General features: G+C 34.1%; 16 protein-coding genes. 5 read left to right on the top strand and 11 right to left on the bottom strand.

Features of this window, described 5'->3' with window-relative positions; all coding sequences use genetic code 11:
* Positions 1–259 precede the first annotated feature (259 nt).
* The gene (locus C8C83_RS06050) at positions 260–2,308 is read right to left on the bottom strand and encodes a pitrilysin family protein (protein WP_233566013.1); all 2,049 of its coding nucleotides are present in this window, start codon (positions 2,306–2,308) and stop codon (positions 260–262) included.
* Between the two features lie 12 nt (positions 2,309–2,320).
* Entirely contained in the window at positions 2,321–3,643 is a 1,323-nt protein-coding gene (locus tag C8C83_RS06045) for a pitrilysin family protein (protein ID WP_099710651.1), read from the bottom strand.
* Between the two features lie 270 nt (positions 3,644–3,913).
* Here C8C83_RS06045 and rplU point away from each other — a divergent pair, with 270 nt between their 5' ends.
* The 3 genes from rplU (at position 3,914) to C8C83_RS06030 (ending at position 6,449) form a co-directional block, all read left to right on the top strand.
* The gene (gene rplU, locus C8C83_RS06040) at positions 3,914–4,354 is read left to right on the top strand and encodes a 50S ribosomal protein L21 (RefSeq protein WP_121327029.1); all 441 of its coding nucleotides are present in this window, start codon (positions 3,914–3,916) and stop codon (positions 4,352–4,354) included.
* A gap of 24 nt (positions 4,355–4,378) precedes the next feature.
* On the top strand, positions 4,379–4,639 hold the full coding sequence (gene rpmA, locus C8C83_RS06035) for a 50S ribosomal protein L27 (RefSeq protein ID WP_017497241.1): 261 nt from the start codon (positions 4,379–4,381) through the stop codon (positions 4,637–4,639).
* Positions 4,640–5,159: 520 nt separating this feature from the next.
* Positions 5,160–6,449, top strand: a complete 1,290-nt coding sequence (locus tag C8C83_RS06030; RefSeq protein WP_233566012.1) for a hypothetical protein — start codon at positions 5,160–5,162, stop codon at positions 6,447–6,449.
* Positions 6,450–6,510: 61 nt separating this feature from the next.
* Here C8C83_RS06030 and C8C83_RS06025 read toward each other — a convergent pair whose 3' ends face one another.
* Both C8C83_RS06025 and C8C83_RS06020 read right to left on the bottom strand, forming a co-directional pair.
* Positions 6,511–9,267: an AsmA-like C-terminal region-containing protein gene (locus C8C83_RS06025; protein WP_121327027.1), complete on the bottom strand. Its 2,757-nt coding sequence runs from the start codon at positions 9,265–9,267 to the stop codon at positions 6,511–6,513.
* A 51-nt stretch (positions 9,268–9,318) separates the two neighbouring features.
* Positions 9,319–9,900, bottom strand: coding sequence for a tRNA-(ms[2]io[6]A)-hydroxylase (locus tag C8C83_RS06020; RefSeq protein ID WP_035685975.1), 582 nt, complete (start codon positions 9,898–9,900; stop codon positions 9,319–9,321).
* A gap of 114 nt (positions 9,901–10,014) precedes the next feature.
* On the opposite strand from C8C83_RS06020, the gene C8C83_RS06015 reads away from it, so the two are divergent.
* Positions 10,015–11,259 carry a glycosyltransferase gene (locus C8C83_RS06015; RefSeq protein WP_132011689.1) on the top strand — a complete coding sequence of 415 codons (1,245 nt, stop codon included), beginning with the start codon at positions 10,015–10,017 and terminating at the stop codon, positions 11,257–11,259.
* Here the strand turns inward: C8C83_RS06015 and C8C83_RS06010 are convergent.
* Positions 11,256–12,134, bottom strand: coding sequence for a helix-turn-helix domain-containing protein (locus tag C8C83_RS06010; protein ID WP_121327024.1), 879 nt, complete (start codon positions 12,132–12,134; stop codon positions 11,256–11,258). The genes C8C83_RS06015 and C8C83_RS06010 overlap by 4 nt on opposite strands.
* 77 nt (positions 12,135–12,211) lie before the next feature.
* Positions 12,212–12,763: a carboxymuconolactone decarboxylase family protein gene (locus C8C83_RS06005; protein WP_121327021.1), complete on the bottom strand. Its 552-nt coding sequence runs from the start codon at positions 12,761–12,763 to the stop codon at positions 12,212–12,214.
* A 461-nt stretch (positions 12,764–13,224) separates the two neighbouring features.
* Here C8C83_RS06005 and C8C83_RS06000 point away from each other — a divergent pair, with 461 nt between their 5' ends.
* Positions 13,225–14,199, top strand: coding sequence for an integrase core domain-containing protein (locus C8C83_RS06000; protein ID WP_121327018.1), 975 nt, complete (start codon positions 13,225–13,227; stop codon positions 14,197–14,199).
* 577 nt (positions 14,200–14,776) lie between these two features.
* Here C8C83_RS06000 and C8C83_RS05995 read toward each other — a convergent pair.
* The 5 genes from C8C83_RS05995 to porV all read right to left on the bottom strand — a co-directional run bounded on the left by C8C83_RS05995 (position 14,777) and on the right by porV (position 21,357).
* The gene (locus tag C8C83_RS05995; RefSeq protein WP_121327015.1) at positions 14,777–16,624 is read right to left on the bottom strand and encodes a hydrolase/aminopeptidase; all 1,848 of its coding nucleotides are present in this window, start codon (positions 16,622–16,624) and stop codon (positions 14,777–14,779) included.
* Between the two features lie 151 nt (positions 16,625–16,775).
* Positions 16,776–18,425, bottom strand: coding sequence for a pyruvate dehydrogenase complex dihydrolipoamide acetyltransferase (locus C8C83_RS05990; RefSeq protein WP_121327013.1), 1,650 nt, complete (start codon positions 18,423–18,425; stop codon positions 16,776–16,778).
* A gap of 4 nt (positions 18,426–18,429) precedes the next feature.
* Positions 18,430–19,428, bottom strand: a complete 999-nt coding sequence (gene pdhA / locus C8C83_RS05985; RefSeq protein WP_099710657.1) for a pyruvate dehydrogenase (acetyl-transferring) E1 component subunit alpha — start codon at positions 19,426–19,428, stop codon at positions 18,430–18,432.
* A gap of 158 nt (positions 19,429–19,586) precedes the next feature.
* On the bottom strand, positions 19,587–20,069 hold the full coding sequence (gene cdd / locus C8C83_RS05980) for a cytidine deaminase (protein WP_121327010.1): 483 nt from the start codon (positions 20,067–20,069) through the stop codon (positions 19,587–19,589).
* 79 nt (positions 20,070–20,148) lie between these two features.
* Positions 20,149–21,357, bottom strand: coding sequence for a type IX secretion system outer membrane channel protein PorV (gene porV / locus C8C83_RS05975; RefSeq protein WP_121327007.1), 1,209 nt, complete (start codon positions 21,355–21,357; stop codon positions 20,149–20,151).
* Positions 21,358–21,388 lie beyond the last annotated feature (31 nt).

The raw sequence follows: 21,388 nt of genomic DNA, 5'->3' as shown, positions 1-21,388 counted from the left end.
GATTTCAATCCATCATTTCCAATGTAAACCCAATCTTGTCATTTCGACAGAGGAGACTCGAGCGATAGCGAACAGACGAAGTAAATCACAATAGAAATTCCGCATGCAAAATCGCCAATCTTTGTCGAGTTACACGTGTGATTTCTCCTCTGTCGAAATGACAAAAGTGAGTATAAAAAAAGCTTTGTCAAAGTTGAAAACTTTGACAAAGCTTCTAAAAGTCTTAGTAACTTAGAATCTCAGTACCTCAGAACCTGTTCTACAAAAAATCTGCTTCAGAAACTCCTTCGTTGATCTTAATATCAGACATTTTAATATCTAATTCAAAACCTACATTTTGAACGATATTAAAAGGAACTTTTATGCCTTTTACTTCTTTATAATCATTGAAGTTTGTTATTTGTGTAGTTGATTTTCCGGCTTGTTCACGAACTTTAGATTCGGCTACTTTTAATCCTGATTTTACATCGTAGAAATAAGTCGTTTTGCCTTCTTTTATAGCATAAGCGTCGTTACCATTTACAGGCTCGATTCTGTCTACTTTTAAGTCTGTTCTTTTTACAAGTTGTAATTCCTCAAATGGAGCAGCGCTTGCTTTCATTTCGGCAAGATCAGCACCTTCAAGGTTTTTGCGTTGTCCTTGTTGTTCAATATAAGCGCCTTTTTCGTTAACAACTTGCTTCATTAAATTCATTGTTCCCATAGCGAGAGAAACCATCATTTTTCCTTTAGAATCTAATTTAGACGTAAAAGACAAAGGAGTTGGAGCTTGTGGAATCGTTGTTGAACCGTTCATTGCTAGTGTTTTTACAGTCGAAACTGCTTTTTCTCCACCAATTGCTTTTAGGTAATTTTCAAAAACAGTTTTTGCGGTAACTCCAGCAGGAACTTCTTTTGTAGTAGCGGGTTTTTCAACCGAATTTCCGAATCTGTCAAAGTAGAAAATCGGAACTTGAGTTTTTTCTAAACCAGCAATAACATCAGAACCTTTTCCAACAATCACAATTCTCATATTATCTAATAAGAAATATTTGTTGGCTACACGAAGAATATCATCAGCAGTAACATTGTTTATAGTTTGAATGTACTTTTCGTAGAAATCAGCAGGAAGTTTTTCTGTTTCAATGTTTAAAGCGTAACGAGCAACAGTTTGTGGTTTTTCGACCTGCATTACAAATCGGCCAATGTATCCGGCTTTTACATTTTTTAGAACATCTTCAGAAACTTTTTCAGTTCTGATTCTTTTGATTTCTTTTATAAATTGAACAACAGCACTATCAGTAACAGTATTTCTAACAGCAGATGAAGCTTTGAATTTAGTCGTATATTTTCCAGTTCCAATGCTTGAACTTGCGCCGTATGTCCAGGCGTGTTGTTCGCGTAAATTCATATTTAAATAACTATTGAAATCTCCTCCTAAAATTTGATTTGCAATTACGGCAGGGAAAAAATCAGGATCGCTCATTTTTAAATTCACAGTATTAACCAATGAAATTTCAGATTGAACCGCATTTGGAACATCTACAAAATCAATTTGAAGTTTAGATACGTTCTCCGGATTTGGATAAGTGTTTTTTGGAGCAGATTGTTTTTTCCAACCTCCAAAAAGTTTTTCTACTGCAGCTTTTGTTTCTTTGAATTTAATATCTCCAATAACAACTAAATAAGCGTTTTCAGGTACAAAATATGTTGCATAATTTGTCTGAACATCTGTAAGAGTAACATTTTTTACAGTTTCTTCAGAAATATATTCTCCTGATGGATTATTTTTTCCAAAGGCAAGAACATCAACAACACGATTTGCAATTGCAGGAACGCTTTTTTCATCGGCTTTAAGCCCTTCAAGTAGTTTTGCTTTTTCTTTGTCAAATTCTGTTTGAGTAAAATTTGGCTGTAAAGCACCTTCGGCTAAAAGCTCTAAAACACGTCCTGAATATTTAGAAAGTGAACTTGCATAAGCACCAGAAGAGGTGAAATTGATGCTTGCGCCATAAAAGTCGATCTCTTCGTTGAAAGCTTCTTTCGTGGTTTTTTTAGTTCCGTTACCAATTAGACTACTTGTTAATTCATCAACACCTTTTTTGTTTCCTTCTGTAAAAGGAGCGTTGTCTAAAGTAAGATTGAAGCTTACACGAGGTAATTTATGATTTTCAACTACCAAAACTTTCATGCCGTTTGCCAAAACAAAAGTTTGCGGTTTTTTGATGTTGACTACGGGTGAATTTCCAGGTTTTGGTTGTGGTCGATCTTGTGCTTGCATAATTCCAGTCAGGAATAAAAGGATTAAAAATGTATGTATTTTTTTCATGATTCGATAGACTTAGTTTTGAGCTTTAGTTGATGGAATGTAATCTAAAATTAAACGTTGGTTAGGATTTAAATACTTTTTGGCTACTTCTCTAATTTCTTCTCTTGTAATAGAGTGGTAAAGATCAATCTCAGTATTAATAAGATTTACATCTCCATAAAGTAAATAATAAGAAGCCAGGTTTTCAGCAATTCCTTCAACGCTTGCATTTGCATTCACAAAATTATTATCGAATTTGTTTTGTAATTTTTGGTAATCTTTTTCAGAAATCAAATCGGTTTGGATTTTTACGATTTCTTCGTCCATTTCTTTCAAAATGTCTGCTGTAGTGTTTGGAGCCATTGGCAAACCATACAAAATGTACATTCCGTAATCTTCCTGACTAAATCCAACAGCACCAATTTGAAGCGCCATTTTTTTGTCGTCAACTATTTTTTTGTACAATTTAGAACTTTTTCCATCACTTAAATAAGAAGAGATTAAATCAAGAACTCTTGCATCTCTCGTTTTCATTGAAGGCGTTCTATAAGAAGCAACAATCATTGGAATCTGAATATTCGGATCTTCGTAAGTTGCTTTTATAGTTTGATTAATTGGTTCTTCAACAAAAGTTTGTTTTTTGACATCTTCACCTCTTGGGATTGTAGCAAAATATTTCTGAATCCATTCTTTAGTTTTGGTTTTGTCGAAATCTCCTGCAACTACTAAAACAGCATTATTTGGAGTATAAAACTTTTTATTGAAAGCTTTAAATTCTTCCAGAGTTGCTGCATCAAGATCTTTCATAGAACCGATAGTTGTCCATCGATACGGGTGATTTTTGAACATGTTCTTTTTCACCTCAGGAAGGATATTCCCGTAAGGCTGATTGTCGTAACGCATTCTTTTTTCTTCTTTGACAACTTCATTTTGAGTCTCAACTCCAATTTTATTAATTACAGGATGCATTAATCGCTCAGATTCCATCCATAAACCAAGTTCTAAACTGTTTGATGGAAAAACTTCATAATAATATGTTCTGTCGTCTGTTGTGTTGGCATTATTTACACCTCCGTTGGCAGTAACGATTTTCATCCATTCACCACGTTTTATATTTTCTGTTCCTTCAAATAATAAATGCTCAAAGAAATGCGCAAAGCCTGTACGATCAGGACGCTCATCTTTTGAACCTACGTGATACATTACTGAGGTTATCACAACTGGAGCCGATGGATCGTTATGCAAAATAACATGCATACCGTTATCTAAATTGTATTCTTCAAAAGCTACCTTTTGAGCATGAGCTACTCCGCCGAGCATAAGTGCTGCACTTAACATCATTATTGAATTTTTCATAAAGATTAATAATTTATATTACCTAATATGTAGGTAGCAAAGAGTTGGTTATCGTTACATCAAAAATAACTTTTTTTATTATCATTTGGAGATTCTGTACTATTTTGATGGTACTTTAACAGTATTTTACATCAGATTGACTTTTTTTAATGCCTGAAATGCCTTGAAAAACAGAGATTAAAGAGAAAAAAATATTTTTAGAATAAGAGATTGCACAGTAAATTATTAATTGTATATTTGCAACCTTAAAAATCAATAAATCAATTTGGTATGTATGCAATCGTAGAGATAGCAGGGCAACAATTCAAAGTAAGCAAAGACTTAAAGGTTTATGTTAACCGTTTGGCTAATGAAGAAGGTTCAAAAATTTCTTTTGACAAAGTTCTTTTATTAGACGATAATGGAAATGTAACTTTAGGCGCCCCAGCTATAGAAGGTGCTTCAGTAGAAGCTAAAGTGTTACAACACTTAAAAGGAGATAAAGTTATCGTTTTCAAAAAGAAAAGAAGAAAAGGATACAAAAAGAGAAATGGTCACAGACAATATCTTACTCAAATTGTAATTGAAGGTATTACTGCAGCAGGAGGAACTAAAAAAGCAGCAGCTAAAAAAGCAGTTGTGGCAGAAGAAGTAGCTACTGAAGAAGTAGAAGCTCCTAAAGTAAAAAAAGCAGCAGCTCCAAAAGCAAAAAAAGAAGCTACTAAAGAATAATAACAATATTTAAACTCATACGTCATGGCTCACAAGAAAGGTGTCGGTAGTTCGAAGAATGGTAGAGAATCAGAATCAAAACGTTTAGGCGTTAAGATTTTTGGTGGACAAGCTGCTATTGCTGGGAACATCATCGTTAGACAAAGAGGTTCAAAACATAATCCAGGTGAAAACGTTTACATCAGTAAAGATCACACACTACACGCAAGAGTAGCTGGAGTTGTTAAGTTCCAAAAGAAAAAAGATAACAAATCTTATGTATCTATCCTTCCATTCGAAGCATAATCATTAGACTACTTATTACAAAACCCGTTCTGAAAAGAGCGGGTTTTTTGTTTTTATGGTTTAACCATATAAGTTATATAAGAAAATTTAAGTTTGCTGTCTTTTGTTATGTGTTTAAAGTAGGTGTAGTTGTGTTTGTTTTGGACTAATTCAAAAACCTATGGAGAGAGAAAAAAAATTTACCGCAAAGAACGCTAAGTTTTTTTGCTTTTCTCTTTTGTAAAAGGGGCAAAGTTCGCAAAGCTAAGTGATTACAAAGCTTTGCGAACTTTGTACTTTTTAGAAGTATTCTTAGGTAAAAATCTTTGCGCTTTTTGCGGTAAAAAATAAGTACTTAGTTTGGTTTTTATATTTCGTCACAACATTTAGGGTTGGTATCTTGTTTTTGTTATTTTAACCGAAAGGATAAATCGGTTTTCTTTTTTGAAATACACATAAGCGTTTTTGTTATTGGAATTTGGAATTTTAATTTTTTCCACTGTATTATTTGTATTTTTGGATGGATTAATCTACTCAAATTTTGAAAAAAATAGTTTTCCTTTTATTTCTTTTCTGTACAAATCTGTTTGCAAAAGAAATTCATTCTACAGAACAAACGGCATCCTTAAGTGATTCTCAGAAAAAGATTTTATACGAATTTGCCATCTTGCAAAGAAGCGGTTCTGATGCAAATGTATATTGGCTAAAACATAAAAATCAGTTTACTGCAATTAATGATACAGTAAGAAATCAATTAGCCAATGAAATTTATGCTAATTCTCATATAGTCTATGTTCCGGTAAAAAATTCTGCTGTTCAATTATGGATGCAAACGCAATCTCTTACCAATTGGATGTTGTATCTCGCTGCATTTATTGCAATTTGTTCCATAATAGGTTTGTTACGTAATTATTGGAATTCATTGATAAATATCCTCATAAAACAGTTTGCTCCTTTATTCAGGCTTTTGTTTTCTGCAATTTTATTAACGTATGAGCTATTATTAATAGGTATTGCATGTGTTGTTTGGGGATGTTTTATAGAGGAAATGACATTGCGTACTATAGTGATTCATACTGGTTTGTTTTTGTTATGGAGTCAATCGACAGCGATTTTTACACGCAAGTATTTAGTGCAGAAATATATTTTTGAAATAAAGAATAATTTCTGGGGAAATGATAAATGGGAGACTGTAAAAACAATTTGTCTGCCTGCTATTATTGTTACTTTGGCTCTGTTTTATCTTTTGTATAAAATTCCGGGAGATACTCTGTATAATTATGAAATTGTTGTAGCTGCAATGGCGGCAATTTGTGCTTTGCCTTTTTGGAGAATTTTAGAGAAATATATGTATCCAATTCTTATACCATATAAAGAGAAAGATGCTTTTATCGAAAGAAGTGTTTATTCGCTCGCAGCCTGTGTTGTTTTGGCGTTAATCATTGATGGTTTTCTTATTTGGCAGCAGAATGTGATTTTCTCTTATGTAATAACAGCTTTGACGAGCTTACTAATTATATCATTTTTGCTGTTGTCGCTTAAGGATAATTATAAACGGAATTATAAGAATTACTATTATTTGTCATTCGTAGCAACTCTCTTTTTTGTGGCAGTTTTGTTTTATAGTTTTCAGATTCGTTCGGCTGAAATGATCTGGGCTTCACTAATTGGAGTAAGTATTTTTATCGTGATTAAATACTGGGAAATCCCGACGTTTTTCTTCAGTTGGAAAAGAAGTAATACCTGGACTTGGGGATTTTTAGGAATGGCAGCTTTATTGTGGTTATTAGCAAAAGGTATTTTGTATGTTTCTGGAACTTTGTTTGTTTAACAAGTGATTTGTGTTGTGACTTAAAATAAAAAAGCCTGTTCGTTATGAACAGGCTTTTCTTTTATTCCTCAGTATCTTTTGTCTCTTCTAAATCATTAGTTTTTCTTCCGACTTTTACTTTTGGACTATTTTGAGTTCCTGTAACAGTTAAAGGAATTCCGAATATTCCAAGAGGAGGTAAGCCTAAACGCATTTTTAAGTTCAGTTTTCCGTCTAAACTTGTTGTTCCTTCGATTCTTGGTCTAAAGCCTGCAAATTTAAATTTAAAGCGTTCTACGGTAATTATATTGTTCTTGATTGTAGTTTTTATGTCAACTTTTGATACATCAGGATTTTTTATAGATTCGGTATTGGTTTCTTTACTTACCGCACTAAACATTTTTAGTCCTCTTACTTTTACGTCTTTCACAGAAAGAGTTCCGCCGCCAACAAGTGATGGATAAACGGGATCCATATTTGCGTTTAAACGACCTTTTAATTGATAATCTACAGAAACAATTCCTTGTGCTTTTTCGGCAGCGCTTGCCATTTTTCTAAAAACCTCAATCTCATTATAGGCTCTCTTGATGTCAAAATCAGAAGCTTTAACGGCGTAATCGAAATTTGCTTTTTTAGGCGTTACAGCCTGATAATTAGCATTCATAGAAACAGCACAACCAATTAAATTAAAACCAGTGTTTTGCATGCTCAATTTTCCTTTGTTCATGCTTAGATTTCCAACAGCATTTTGAAGATTTAATTTGTCAAAATTTACTTTTTGAGCATTTGCTGTAAAATTCAAATTCAAATTGGCTGGGATAATAATAACTCCTTTTTGTACAGGTTGAGCCTGCGGTTGAATTTCTGTTTTTGTTTCTGTAACAGAAGTATTTGCCGGAGTGCTTGACATAAATTCATCAACATTAATATATCGTGATGTAACTTTAAAAGAACCTCTTAAAACTCCTGTATTAGTAGTTATATAGTTAAAAACGTTTTGTAAGTAACCATTCATTTTGAAATCTGATTGGCCATAAGCAGCCAAAAAGTTATTGAATGACATTTTATCCTGATTGATTTTAAATATACCTTCTTTAATCACGAATTTCTTTGGAAGATATTCTGATGCTATACCAATGTTTCGAAGTTCAAGAGTTCCTTTGTTGTAAAGTTTGCGATAATTTCCTTTTTCGGCGTCACTTTGTTTGCCTTTCAAAACTAAATCGGCTTTTACGAAACCATCAAGATCAAGTCCTTTTTGAGAGAAAACTTTATAGATTTTATTAACGTCTAATTCTCCTTTTGCCTTAATATCATAAGTTAAATCGTTGAAGTTGCTAAGATCAGCTTCAACAAAAACAGGTTTTCCTTCAAAGGTAAATTGAGTTGGTTTCAGGCTAACTTTTAGATCTGCAAAAGTTCCTTTTTGATTCTCAATCTTAGATTTTATGGTAATATTTGTGATTGGATTTGGATAATAAGGAGTTTTTAAATAGCCATTTTCCAAATTGATAACTCCATTTGTAACTGGGAGGATTTTCTTTTTCGGATCAAATATTCCATTTGCTTTTACATCTCCGGCTAAATTTCCTTTCAATACAACATTTGGAATCCCAAGTGCCTGCATTAATTTTCCAAGATCAATATTAGCTTTAAAATCAGCATTAATATCCGGAGTATTCACTCCTTTTACGTAGAATTTCGATTTTAAATAATCTTTATTGATGTTTAAAGACAGATTTTTGGCATCAACAATTGCGAGATCCGGATTTAAGGAAGGAACCGTTGTTTTAACTTCTAAATTAAGATTAGAAACCGGAAAAGCACTTTTGTTATAATTGACAAATCCGCTGTCTATTTTTACATCCAGATTAAGATCTGGTGCTATTTTTTGTGATGCAATATAATCTCCTTTTAAGGTAAAAAGTAAATTAGTATTTCCTTTTAATTCGGTTTTAGAAAGCCAGGTAATATATTTTGGTGGAAAAGCAGTAAAAACATCATGCAAATCACTGTTGTCTGATTTTATGACAAAATCCATATTATAACCGTCTTTCAGGAAGTTGAATTTTCCTTTAAAATCTACTAAAAGCTGATTGATTTTTAAGTTATTTTGTTCAAAAAAGAAAGATAATGAGTTTACGTTTACTTTGGTAATCAAATCAGCGTCAACTTTTTTGTTCATTAAATAAGGTTCACCTTCGTAAACAATATTTAATTTTTCAATTTTGGCTTTTGAATACAAGTCAAAAACAGCTTGGTTTAAATCTCCTTTTCCTAAATAATCAAATCCAAAAGCGTCAAAATGAACTTTAGTAGATTTGTCATCGTAGATTATTTTGCTGTTTAATATCTCGATTTTTTCCAGTTTCAAAGCAGTTTCAGAGCTATCTTTAGAAGTTTCGGCTTGAGAAGATGATTTGTAAATGTTGTAGTTTGCTTCACCTTTTTCATTTACTTTTACGTTAATGAAGGAATTAGACAAGTAAATCTGGTCGATTTTTACCTCTTTGCTAAAAACTAAACTTGCTACATTTATTCCAAAAGAAACTTCTTTTGCAGTGATGAATTTTTCATTTGTATATGGAGCAGATCCGTTAAGATTTAAATCACTTAAAGTTAAAGTCAGAGAAGGAAAATGCTGAAAAAACGAAACAGAAACATCAGAATAATTTAATTCTGCACTAAGTTTTTCATTTGCCGTTTTCTTGATTTGCTCCTTAATTTTATCAGCAAAAACAATAGGAGTAAGGAATAGTAATCCTATAATAACAACAAAAGTGATTCCTAAATATTTAGCCGTTTTTAATAAAATGGACTTAGTTTTGTTTGCAGACATAACAAATTGTGGTTTTATAGGTAAAAATGAAAATCGAATTAAAAAAGGATATTATCCGTGTACGGTTTCGCTTTTTCCGTAATTGGTAATAATAGAACCTTCGTATTCAATCCATTCTTTCCAGCGTTTATCAATATCTATATTGTCGGTATATTTTCTTGCAAATCCTAAAAAAGTAGTATAATGTCCTGCTTCAGAAATCATTAAATCACGATAGAATTTTGCCAATTCTTCGTCTTTTATATTTTCTGAAAGTACTTTAAAACGCTCACAACTTCTGGCTTCGATCATTGCTGAGAACAATAAACGATCACAAAGTGCGTCTTTACGGCTTCCGTCTTTCTTCATGAATTTAAAAAGCTCATTTACATAATGATCTTTTCTTTCGCGTCCCAATGTCAAACCTCTTTTTTTGATAATATCATGCACCATTTGCAAATGCTCTAATTCTTCTCTTGCAATCACAAGCATTTCTGTTACTAATTCTTCTAATTCAGAATTGTAAGTAACTAAACTTATTGCATTTGAAGCTGCTTTTTGCTCACACCAAGCGTGATCTGTTAAAATCTCTTCGATATTCGACTCCACAATATTTACCCAACGCGGGTCTGTAGCTAATTTTAATCCTAACATAATTTATCAAAAATTTGTAATATGCAAAATTAGTCATTTTTCTGACCAAAAATCAGGAAATATTGTGCAAATGAGCGTAAAAAAGCATTATTTTGTATAGCGAAAACAACAAAAATGAATCAAGCAAAAAAACTGTTAATTATTGGTTTTGTCTGGCCCGAACCAAATTCGTCTGCGGCTGGTGGAAGAATGATGCAATTAATTTCCATTTTCAAACAAAACAAATTTGAAATCACGTTTGCGAGTCCGGCTTTGGATAGTGATTTTATGGTTGATTTGACTGAATTTGGAATAGAGAAAAAGTCAATTGAATTGAATAATTCCAGTTTTGATGATTTCATTTTAGAACTAAATCCAGATGTTGTTTTATTTGATCGTTTCATGATCGAAGAGCAATTTGGCTGGCGTGTCGCCGAAAAATGTCCAAAAGCAATTCGAATATTAGATACTGAGGATTTACACTCTTTAAGAATAGCACGACAAAAAGCGTTTAAAGAAAACAGAACTTTTGAATATACTGATTTGTTATCTGAAGAAGTTGCAAAACGCGAAATTGCGAGTATTTTAAGATGTGATTTGTCTTTTATTATTTCGGAATTTGAAATGAAAATCTTAAAAGAAGTTTTTAAAATCGATTCAGATTTACTGTATTATTTGCCGTTTTTGGTTTATGAAATGTCTGAATTAGATCTTCTGAAATTACCTTTATTTGAAGAACGTAAGAATTTTGTTTTCATCGGAAATTTTCTCCATGAACCCAATTGGAATACCGTTCAACATCTAAAAGAAATGATTTGGCCAATAATCAAAAAGCAATTTCCAGAGGCAGTTTTGGAAGTTTATGGCGCTTATCCTTCACAGAAAGTGCTGCAATTACATCAGACGAAAAATGGTTTCTTAATTATGGGAAGAGCCAAGGACGCAAATGAAGTCGTTAAAAAAGCCAGAGTTGTGCTTGCGCCAATTAGATTTGGTGCCGGTTTAAAAGGTAAGTTGCTGGAAGCGATGCAATGCGGAACGCCAAGTATGACAACTACAATTGGTTCTGAAGCAATGCATGCAAATTTACCTTGGAATGGTTTCGTCACCGATGATGTTGAGACGTTTGCCAAAAAAGCAGTTGACTTATATCACGACGAAAATTTGTGGAAACAATCTCAAAAAAATGGTGTTGCAATTGTAAACGAATGTTATCAATTAAGTAAATATTCGACAGCTTTAGTAGCAAAAATCAATTCATTACTGAATGATTCCGAAAGTCATCGTTTGCATAATTTTATGGGAAGTCTGCTTCAGCATCATACTTTAAAAAGCACCAAATACATGTCAAAATGGATTGAAGCTAAAAATAAAAACTAAGCTTCCATTTTTCCAAATCCTACTGTTTCTCGATACAATTGTGGCGAAACATCGGCATTTGTTTTAAAAAATCTGCTAAAGTAATGTTCGTCATCATAACCTAATTCATAGGCGATTTCTTTGACCGTTTTGTTGGTCATGTATAATTCTCTTTTGGCTTCAATTATGATTCTTTCGGCAATTAAATCCGTTAAAGTTTTATTGAAATAATTTTTAGATATTTTAGCTAAGGCTTTCGCTGAAATATTCAGCATTTCTGCATAGTTTCCGGCTGAATGTTTGGTTTTGAAATTGTCTTCAATAGCGTCTTTTAGATTTTGAAGTATAAAAGGTTCTTTAGTATTTGGAATTGATTTCATTTCTTCCAATTGCTGATTTTTTAATCGAGAAGCTGTAATCAAAAATATCTTTAAATAAGAAACCAGCGATTCATATTGTGCCAAATCAGAGTTTTGAATTTCTGCTTTCATCTGTTCCAAAACCATTTTAAAAGTAGCAGAAGCTTCATCAGTAATTTTAACAAATGGCGGTTGATAGACGTTATTAAACAAAACGCCACTGCAAGAAACCTCTTTTTGGTGCATATGTATGCAATAAAAATCCGGATGAAAGTGAATCGCAATTCCTTCAATTGGTTCGTTAACACAAAGCATAAAAGGCTGATAAGGTGAAAAGGCGAGGAGTGAATTTTCTTCAAAATGATGTTCGGCAAAATCAGCTTTTACCTTTCCTTTTCCTTTGGTAACCCAAATTAAAGAGAAAAAATTATTGCGTTGCAAATGATCAAAATGACTGTTGTCACCAAACGGAAGTAGTTTGAAAGCCAGATTTCCGGTTTGCGGATTTATCAACGTAAAAACATTCTGATTGCTCATAATACCTGTTTTTTGAAAGCATAAAGATAGTTATGAATAAATTCACAACTATCTTTAAATATTGTTTTTTGTTTGAATTATTTTTGAAGTTCTAAACTTGGAACCGCAGGAAAATCAATTTCTGTATTCGCAGTATTGTTGAAATAGTTCGTTAAAACATTCAGTGCTACATGCGCTATAGTTTCTGCAATTTCAGCTTCAGATGCTCCTGCATTTTTAATTGCTTGTACATCTTCGTTGCTTACTAAACCATTTTTGCTAACTAATGTTTTAGCAAATTGAAGAATAGCTTCCGTTTTTGTATCTCCAGAATTTCCTGTTCTTGCATCTTGCAAAACTTGTGGATCTGTTTTTAATAATTTTTCCCCAATAAAAGTGTGAGCAGCTACACAATAATCGCATGAATTAGTTTCTGAAACTGTTAAGGCTAATAATTCGCCGGTTTTTGCGCTTAATTTTCCGTGGCTCAAAGCGCCGCTTAAATTCAAATATCCTTCCAGAACTGCAGGAGAATTTCCCATCGTTCTCATCATGTTCGGTACAACACCTAATTTTGCTTGTACAGCGTTGAATAAATCTTTAGTTTTTCCTGTTACTTCGTCTGGGTTTAAAGCTGTTAATCGTGTCATCTTATTTAATTTTTATGTTATTTATAGTTCTTGTCTTTTGACACTACAAAGATGCGACGATGACAGATTTTAGAACATGGAGAATTTACGCTATGTAATGGATAATTTTCCCTGCGTGTTTTTTGATGGAGAAAAGTATTATTTAGGGTTTTACAATAAAATATTTTTTTTAGGAGCTAATCCCGCTATTCATTACAATCTTTTGTGGCGAACCCCGCCACAAAAGGATTTCCACTTCTATCGGGGCTAGGGCAGTCGTTTTCATAAGAAGGTTTTTGTTTAGTTTGTCATTTATGGAAATGATAATATTGTTGTACATCCGAGTTTTATTATGTGCGCCAATCTTTGTCAAAGTTTAAAACTTTGACAAAGATCTCCGCAAAGCTTTTCGGTAATCTTGTCATTTCTGTAGATGTTAGATATTTCGGTAACAAAATTTAACTTTAATAAATTTTGTTACAATGAGAAATAATAGTCAGGATTCCACTTTAGAGCGGAACTATTTAGAGAAGTATCGTTTTTTAATAAAAGAATATGAACAAGTAAAAAATAAAACTCATCCTTTGTATAAAAAAGCACTGGATTTTTATGCAGCAAATAATACGTGCCGAAAGAGTTTTTTAAAGTATTATAATCGCTTTAAACAAAGTGGGAAATCCATTGATTTATTACCCCAAAAAAGAGGGCCTAAATATAAAACCAGACGTCCTTTGCCTTTTATAGAGCAAAAAGTAATTGAATTACGAGAAAAAGGAAACAACAAATATGAAATTGTTAGTATCTTAAGACCCACATTAGGAAAGCATACACCATCATATTCTGGAGTTTATAATATTTTAAAACGCAATAAAATAAATAGATTAACTCCGAAGATTAAAAAGAATCATCAAAAAATAATCAAGGAAAGAATGGGACAACTTGGTCATATTGATTGTCATTATTTGAGCAAAAGTATAATTAAAGGGGAAAATAAAAATCGCTATTTAGTTTGTGTAATAGATGATTACAGTCGAATTGCCTGGGCTGAATTAGTTTCTGATATCACCAGTTTAACAGTTATGTTTGCGGCATTGAAATGTTTAAACATCCTAAGTGATCATTATGAAATAAAATTTGAAGAGATATTATCTGATAATGGAGCTGAATTTGGACCTAAAACAAGCAAAGTAAAAAACAATCATCCTTTTGAGAGAATGCTAATGGAACTAGGAATTGTGCACAGGTATACAAAACCATACAGACCACAAACCAATGGTAAAGTTGAACGCTTTTGGAGAACTCTGGAAGATGATTTATTGAGAGATACAGATTTTGATTCTCATGAAGAATTAAAAGAAGAATTATTGCAATATCTATATTATTATAATCATGAAAGACCACATCAAGGTATTGATGGAAAGAAACCAATCGAAATGATAAATCCGTTACCGAAATAATTAACCTTTACAATTTCGACGGAGGAGAAATCTTCGCAAATAACTCCGCAAAGAAAATTACCAATCTTTGTCGGATGTCATGTGTAGTCCCTGACGGGACAATATTTACTGGGTGTTTTTTTTTTCTACCAATATGTAATCCCTATGGGATAGAATAACTAAGTTCAATGCTGATTTATCCCGTAGGGATTATACGATGGTAATAATATATGTATTATGGTCAATTGTCCCGTTAGGGACTACATGTTATCGCAAATTTATGTAGTCCCTGACGGGACAATATTTACTGGGTGTTTTTTTTCTACCAATATGTAATCCCTATGGGATAGAATAACTAAATTCAATGCTGATTTATCCCGTAGGGATTATATGTTGGTAATAATATATGTATTATGGTCAATTGTCCCGTTAGGGACTACATGTTATCACAAATTTATGTAGTCCCTAATGGGACAATTGAAGCGGGTATTCTTTTTTTCTACCAACATATAATCCCTACGGGATAAAAAAAATCCCCGATTCTCTTAATAATCGGGGATTCAAATTGTTTACTGAGACTGAAAACTTAGACTGAAAACTAATTCAATAAATCTCCAACGGCCTGAACAGTTGTTGCGTGATAACCAGATTTTGCTTTATCAAAAATTTGTTTTGCCCAAACTTTTCCTTCAGGAGTTTTAACAAGTTCTTTATAAAGTGTCATTAATGATCCGGTTCTGCTGGTTGCAATCATAAATTGTTCGATTGCAGGATAAGCAGTTTTGTATTGGTGACGTATCGCTTGAACAAACCATTGGCGTTTGATTACGAAGTTTCCGTTTTTGGTAAAACTAAATTCATTATCAATTGCAGTCATTTCTTCAACAGTGATATCAGCAGGTAAATAATCTATAAAATGCTGTTTTTCTGTAGTCGATTTTATTTTTTGACTTAATCCTTTAACGCCTGTTTTTCTCCAGTTTTTTTGAATGCTGTCAATCGCAGTAAAATCATCAGAATGAACAGAAGTTGTATTAGATGGAATTCCCGGTTTGTAAATCCAATCGTCCAATTTGATTTTATCAGCAAGAGCTTTGTCTCCTTTGATTAAGTTGTCGTTGATGTATTTTACGAAATCTTCTGTTGTGATAGATTGAAAAGCGTGTGCATCAAAATAATTTTTAATAAACGGATCAAATTTTTCACGTCCAACTGCTTGTTCGATTACTTTCAAGAAGTTATATCCTTTTACATACGGAATTTGGCTTATTCCATCATCAGGATTTCTTCCCGTAAGGCTAACTTTTAATCTTGTGTCCGGATTTGTTGCGCCATATTCGGCAATATTATCGTCTAAATCTTTACGAGTTAGCACATCTTGCATTTCAGCTTCTTCTTTACCAAAAATTTCTTCACCAATTCTGTGTTCTACATATGTGGTGAAGCCTTCATTTAACCAAATATCATCCCAAGTTGCGTTGGTTACTAAGTTTCCGCTCCAGCTATGACCCAATTCGTGCGCCAATAAACTTGTTAAAGAACGATCGCCTGCAATTACGCCAGGAGTTAAGAAAGTTAAATTTGGATTTTCCATTCCGCCATAAGGGAAACTTGGAGGAAGTACCAATACATCATAACGTCCCCAACGGTAAGGCCCGTAAAGTTTTTCGGCAGCAACAACCATTTTTCCAAGTTCAGCAAATTCCCAAGCCGATTTTTTTAGCATTGATGGTTCTGCATAAACTCCGGTTCTGTTGTCGATAGATTGAAATTCAAGATCTCCAACCGCAATCGCCATTAAATAAGATGGAATCGCTTTGTCTTGTTTGAAAGTATAAACTCCTGTGTCATTCTTTTTCTGCGGATTTACAGCACTCATTACGGCTAATAAATCTTTAGGAACTGTAACTTTTGCATTATAAGTAAAACGAATTCCCGGTGAATCCTGACATGGAATCCAGGTACGTGACCAAATACTTTCGCCTTGAGAAAAAACAAAAGGTTTCTTTTTGTCAGCAGTTTGTGCAGGTGTTAACCATTGTAAAGCAACGGCATCCTTAGTTGTGCTGTAATAGATGTTGACTTTTGTAGTATTTGGTTCAATAGTAATGTGAAGCGGTTTTCCGTGAAATTCAGTGTCTTTTCCAAGTTCAAACTTAGTTTCTTTTTCTTCATCGCCTAGAGTTACTTTTGTAATGGTTAACGTGTTTTCGTCGAAGATAATTTCGTTTCCTTTGCTGATGTTGTCAATTAACCAAGACGCTTTTCCTGAAATGGTTTGTGTGTCAAAATCAACTTTAATGTCAAGATCTAAATGTTTAACAACGGCTAATTCCGGTTTAGAATAAGAGTGCTCGTCTTTGACAGTTGTGGCTTTTTCTGTCTGTTCTTTTTTCTGACACGCTAGCGCTGTCAAGAATAAAGTTACAAGGATTATTTTTTTCATTTTAAGAGATGTTGAATTTAAGGATGAAAATTAAACAAAAAATCCCGTTTTGAATAAACAAAACGGGATTTTATTATGAATTACCTTCGAATTCCTTGAGTTGCCTTCGACTTCGCTCAGGCTGACACTCGGTTTTACTCAGGATGACAAATTATGCCAACATTGTAACCGGGCTTTCGATGTATTGTTTTAATGTTTGTAAAAATTGAGCGCCAGTTGCACCGTCAATTGTTCTGTGGTCGCACGCTAATGATAACATCATTGTGTTTCCAACTACAATCTGACCGTTTTTAACTACTGGTTTCTCAACAATTGCACCAACAGAAAGGATAGCAGAGTTTGGTTGGTTGATAATTGAATTAAATTCAGTGATACCAAACATTCCAAGGTTAGATACTGTAAAAGTACTTCCTTCCATTTCTTGTGGTCCAAGTTTTTTGTTTTTAGCTCTTCCTGCAAGATCTCTTACAGAAGCACCAATTTGAGATAGACTCATAGCGTCTGTAAATTTCAATACAGGAACTACTAATCCGTCTTCAACAGCTACAGCAACACCAATATTCACGTGGTGGTTGATGATAATTGCATCTTCTTTCCACTGAGAATTAATTTTTGGATGTTTTTTCAAGGCCAAAGCACAAGCTTTAATTACCATATCGTTGAAAGATACTTTTGTATCCGGAACGGTATTGATTGTCGCTCTTGCGCCCATTGCTTCGTCCATGCTTACTTCGATCACTAAGTTGTAGTGAGGTGCAGTAAATAAAGATTCTGCTAAACGTTTAGCGATAATTTTACGCATTTGAGAGTTTTTGATCTCTTCGGTGAAAACTTCTCCGGCAGGAACAAATACTTTTGGTGCAGCAGGAGCAGCGGTTTCAGCTTTTGGCGCAGCAGCAGTTGCTGTTGCAGCTGGTTGTGCTTGCGCAGAAGGAGTAAAGTTTTCGATATCGCTTTTTACGATACGTCCGTTTTCTCCAGATCCTTTAACCTGAGTTAATTGGATTCCTTTGTCAGAAGCAATTTTCTTAGCTAATGGTGAAGCTAAAATTCTTCCGTCTGATGTATTGTTTACCGTCTCAGTTGCTTTTTCAGCAGCAGGAGCAGCTTTTTCTTCAGTTGCAGGAGCGCTTGCAGTTGCAGTTCCTCCGGCAGTATAATTGTCAGCAATTCCAGAAATGTCAGTTCCTGCAGGTCCAATGATTGCTAATAAGCTATCAACAGGAGCAGTATTTCCTTCTTGAATTCCAATGTATAACAACGTTCCAGCATTGAAAGACTCAAATTCCATAGTAGCTTTGTCTGTTTCAATTTCGGCTAAGATGTCACCTTCAGCAACAGCGTCACCAACTTTTTTCAACCAGCTTGCTACAGTTCCTTCAGTCATTGTATCACTCAAACGAGGCATAGTTACAACTATAACACCTTTTGGTAATTCAGTTGCAGCTTTTGCAGGAGCAGCAGTTTCTGTTTTTGTTTCTGCAGCAGCAGGAGCAGCTTCAGCTTTTGGAGCTTCAGCAGCAGGGGCAGCACCACCAGCTAAAAGAGCAGAAATATCTTCTCCTTCGTTACCAATGATTGCTAATAATGAATCAACCGGAGCAGTTTCTCCAGCTTGTATTCCGATATGTAAAAGAGTTCCTTCGTTGAAAGACTCGAATTCCATTGTTGCTTTATCTGTTTCAATTTCAGCTAAGATATCTCCTTCGCTAATTTTGTCGCCTACTTTTTTTAACCAAGTCGCTACCGTTCCTTCCGTCATAGTATCGCTCAAACGAGGCATTGTTACTTTAATCGCCATGATGTTATAGTTTATGAGGTGTAAATGGATAGTCTTCTTGTGCGTATACTACATCGTATAATTGTTGTAATTCAGGATATGGAGATTCTTCAGCGAATTTCACACATTCTTCAACCAAGTCTTTAACTCTTTGGTCAATTGCTTCAATTTCTTCTTCTGTAGCATACTTTTGATCCATAATTACATCTAAAACCTGAGTAATAGGGTCAATTTTTTTGTACTCTTCAACCTCTTCTTTAGAACGGTATAATTGTGCATCAGACATTGAGTGTCCTCTGTAACGGTAAGTTTTCATTTCAAGGAAAGTTGGACCATCACCACGACGAGCTCTTTCGATAGCTTCTGTCATTGCTTCGGCAACTTTTACAGGATTCATTCCGTCAACTGGTCCGCAAGGCATTTCGTATCCTAAACCAAGTTTCCAGATATCAGTGTGGTTTGCAGTTCTTTCTACAGAAGTTCCCATTGCATAACCGTTGTTTTCAACGATAAATACAACTGGTAATTTCCATAACATTGCCATGTTGAAAGCTTCGTGTAATGAACCTTGTCTTGCAGCTCCATCACCAAAGTAAGTCATAGTAACTCCGCCAGTGTTGAAATATTTGTCAGCAAAAGCTAAACCAGCTCCTACCGGAATTTGTCCACCAACGATTCCGTGACCTCCGTAAAAACGGTGTTCTTTAGAGAAAATGTGCATAGAACCTCCCATACCTTTAGAAGTTCCTGTTGCTTTTCCTAAAAGTTCAGCCATTACACGTCTAGGATCAACTCCCATACCAATTGGCTGTACGTGGTTTCTGTAAGCAGTAATCATTTTGTCTTTAGTCAGGTCCATAGCGTGCAAAGCACCCGCTAATACAGCTTCCTGACCATTATATAGGTGTAAAAAACCTCTAACTTTTTGTTGAATGTATAATGCTGCAAGTTTGTCTTCAAACTTTCTCCAAAGTAGCATGTCTTCGTACCACTTTAAATATACTTCTTTTGTAACTTCTTTCATCTGAATTCTTTCTTTTGCTAAAGTTTGTTTGTGTTATCAATTGTTGCCTATAACGCAAAATAGTTTCCTCCCACAAATTTGCGCCCGAAAGGTCGGGATGCAAAAATAAGACATTCCTATTAAGAAGTAAAATTTAAACGGCACTTTTTGGCTTTTTTTTACAAGAACTTTTTATCAAACATAAATGGAAGCAAATTTTTCAGGGATGCTGATTTATAAACTTCACCAATTTCGCCCATAAAATAAATTTCTATAGGGGTTTCTTGTTTGATTTCATATTCTGCAATTGATTGACGACAAGAGCCACAAGGAGGAATTGGCGCCTTGGTTTGGTTTGTATCCGATGCTGCTGTAATTGCCAGTTTTAAAATTTTAGCTTCAGGATAAATACTTCCTGCGTGAAAAATTGCCACACGTTCTGCACATAATCCTGATGGATAAGCTGCATTTTCCTGATTCGAACCCAGTACTATTTTTCCGTTATCGAGTAATAAAGCTGCTCCAACTCTAAATTGAGAATAGGGCGCATATGCTTTTTTGCGGATTTCAACGGCTTGATTCATTAAATCCTGAATGTCTTGTGATAAATCGTTTAAGCTGTCAAAAACTAGGAATGATGATGTAATGCTTATTTCTTTCATTTCTTTTTATGGGAAAAAAAATCCAAACTTCTAAATAAATAGAAATTTGGATTGTTATTATTTTTTTTATTTTTTGGGTTTAGTAAACTTCATATTTGTCGCCAAAGTTAAACGTTAAAGAAAAACGAAGTGTGTTTTCTAACGGATTTTTAACTTTTGATGCTGAGAATAGGTAAGAAACGTCAACTTTTACGACATTATATTTGAAACCTGCTCCTAGAGAAAAGAATCTTTTTGCTCCTTTTTCAGGGCTTTCATGGTAATATCCTAAACGCATTGCAAATGCATCCTGATACATGTATTCTCCGGCAACACTATAAGTGATTTCTTTTAATTCTTCGCTAAAACCTCCCGGAGCATCTCCAAATGATTTAAATATTCCGGAAACCCAACCAATATTGTTGTAGTTTTTGTAGTTTGTTGCATTTGCTTGTTCCTGAGAAATATCTCCCGGATCTGTAAAATCTCCATCTCCGTTTGCGTCTACAGGAGTTCCTGGTCCCGGAGGAGTTGGAACAAGAAGTTTAGTAAATTCTACGCTAAGGGCAAATTTATTATAATCATCAAAGATAAAATCAAATCCACCACCAACTCTTAAGTTAGCCGGTATAAAGTTTGTGCTTATATTATCGTGATCATAACTTATTTTTGGACCTAAATTTTGCATGTTAAAACCAGCTCTCCATCTTCCGTTAAAGTCAGAATAAGCAATTTCTTCAGATTGATAGAATCCGGCAACATCTACAGCAAAAGTGCTGGCAGATGATGCGTCAACTTCTTCAGATGCAATCTTTAGATTTGAATTGATAAAGCGTGCTCCAATCGCCATCGAGAATGTTTCGCTCAATTTTAGGGAGTACGATCCGTCCAAAGCAAATTCATTTGGTGATACAGTTCTTGTTGGTTCACTTGGATCTCCGGTTGTTCTTAGTTCAATGTCTCCAAAACCAAAATAACGAAAACTTCCTGCAAAGGCACTTCGCTCATTGATTTTATTGTAATAAGTTACCTGACCAAGAGAGATATCATTGGCAAGATCTGTTAAATAAGGAGTGTAACTAATAGAGAATCCTTGTTTGTCTACTGCAAAAGCATATTTTGCAGGATTCCATTGTTGTGAGAAAACGTCAGACGAAGTTGCTACTCCCTGATCTGCTAAACCCGCCGCTCTGGCATCTGCTGCTACTAATAAAAATGGGACTCCTGTTGTAATTGGTCGAACAAGTTCCTGTGCTTTTGCGTATGTAATAACTAAAAAACAAATTAATAAAAGTGATATTTTTTTCATTGGGGACTAAATGTAGTTTTATTGCAAATAT

Source organism: Flavobacterium sp. 90, from assembly GCF_004339525.1.
GTDB lineage: Bacteria > Bacteroidota > Bacteroidia > Flavobacteriales > Flavobacteriaceae > Flavobacterium.
The sequence above is the reverse complement of the archived record's forward strand: the minus strand, read 5'-3'. Positions and strand labels throughout refer to the sequence as shown.

What these genes read in the sequence shown, in the direction of transcription:
- C8C83_RS05995 (WP_121327015.1), bottom strand. Translation starts at nt 16,624, where the DNA reads ATGAAAAAAATAATCCTTGTAACTTTATTCTTGACAGCGCTAGCGTGT.
- pdhA (WP_099710657.1), bottom strand. Translation starts at nt 19,428, where the DNA reads ATGAAAGAAGTTACAAAAGAAGTATATTTAAAGTGGTACGAAGACATG.
- C8C83_RS06025 (WP_121327027.1), bottom strand. Translation starts at nt 9,267, where the DNA reads ATGTCTGCAAACAAAACTAAGTCCATTTTATTAAAAACGGCTAAATAT.
- C8C83_RS06015 (WP_132011689.1), top strand. Translation starts at nt 10,015, where the DNA reads ATGAATCAAGCAAAAAAACTGTTAATTATTGGTTTTGTCTGGCCCGAA.
- C8C83_RS06020 (WP_035685975.1), bottom strand. Translation starts at nt 9,900, where the DNA reads ATGTTAGGATTAAAATTAGCTACAGACCCGCGTTGGGTAAATATTGTG.
- C8C83_RS06000 (WP_121327018.1), top strand. Translation starts at nt 13,225, where the DNA reads ATGAGAAATAATAGTCAGGATTCCACTTTAGAGCGGAACTATTTAGAG.
- C8C83_RS06010 (WP_121327024.1), bottom strand. Translation starts at nt 12,134, where the DNA reads ATGAGCAATCAGAATGTTTTTACGTTGATAAATCCGCAAACCGGAAAT.
- C8C83_RS05990 (WP_121327013.1), bottom strand. Translation starts at nt 18,425, where the DNA reads ATGGCGATTAAAGTAACAATGCCTCGTTTGAGCGATACTATGACGGAA.
- C8C83_RS06045 (WP_099710651.1), bottom strand. Translation starts at nt 3,643, where the DNA reads ATGAAAAATTCAATAATGATGTTAAGTGCAGCACTTATGCTCGGCGGA.
- rpmA (WP_017497241.1), top strand. Translation starts at nt 4,379, where the DNA reads ATGGCTCACAAGAAAGGTGTCGGTAGTTCGAAGAATGGTAGAGAATCA.
- rplU (WP_121327029.1), top strand. Translation starts at nt 3,914, where the DNA reads ATGTATGCAATCGTAGAGATAGCAGGGCAACAATTCAAAGTAAGCAAA.
- porV (WP_121327007.1), bottom strand. Translation starts at nt 21,357, where the DNA reads ATGAAAAAAATATCACTTTTATTAATTTGTTTTTTAGTTATTACATAC.
- cdd (WP_121327010.1), bottom strand. Translation starts at nt 20,069, where the DNA reads ATGAAAGAAATAAGCATTACATCATCATTCCTAGTTTTTGACAGCTTA.
- C8C83_RS06050 (WP_233566013.1), bottom strand. Translation starts at nt 2,308, where the DNA reads ATGAAAAAAATACATACATTTTTAATCCTTTTATTCCTGACTGGAATT.
- C8C83_RS06005 (WP_121327021.1), bottom strand. Translation starts at nt 12,763, where the DNA reads ATGACACGATTAACAGCTTTAAACCCAGACGAAGTAACAGGAAAAACT.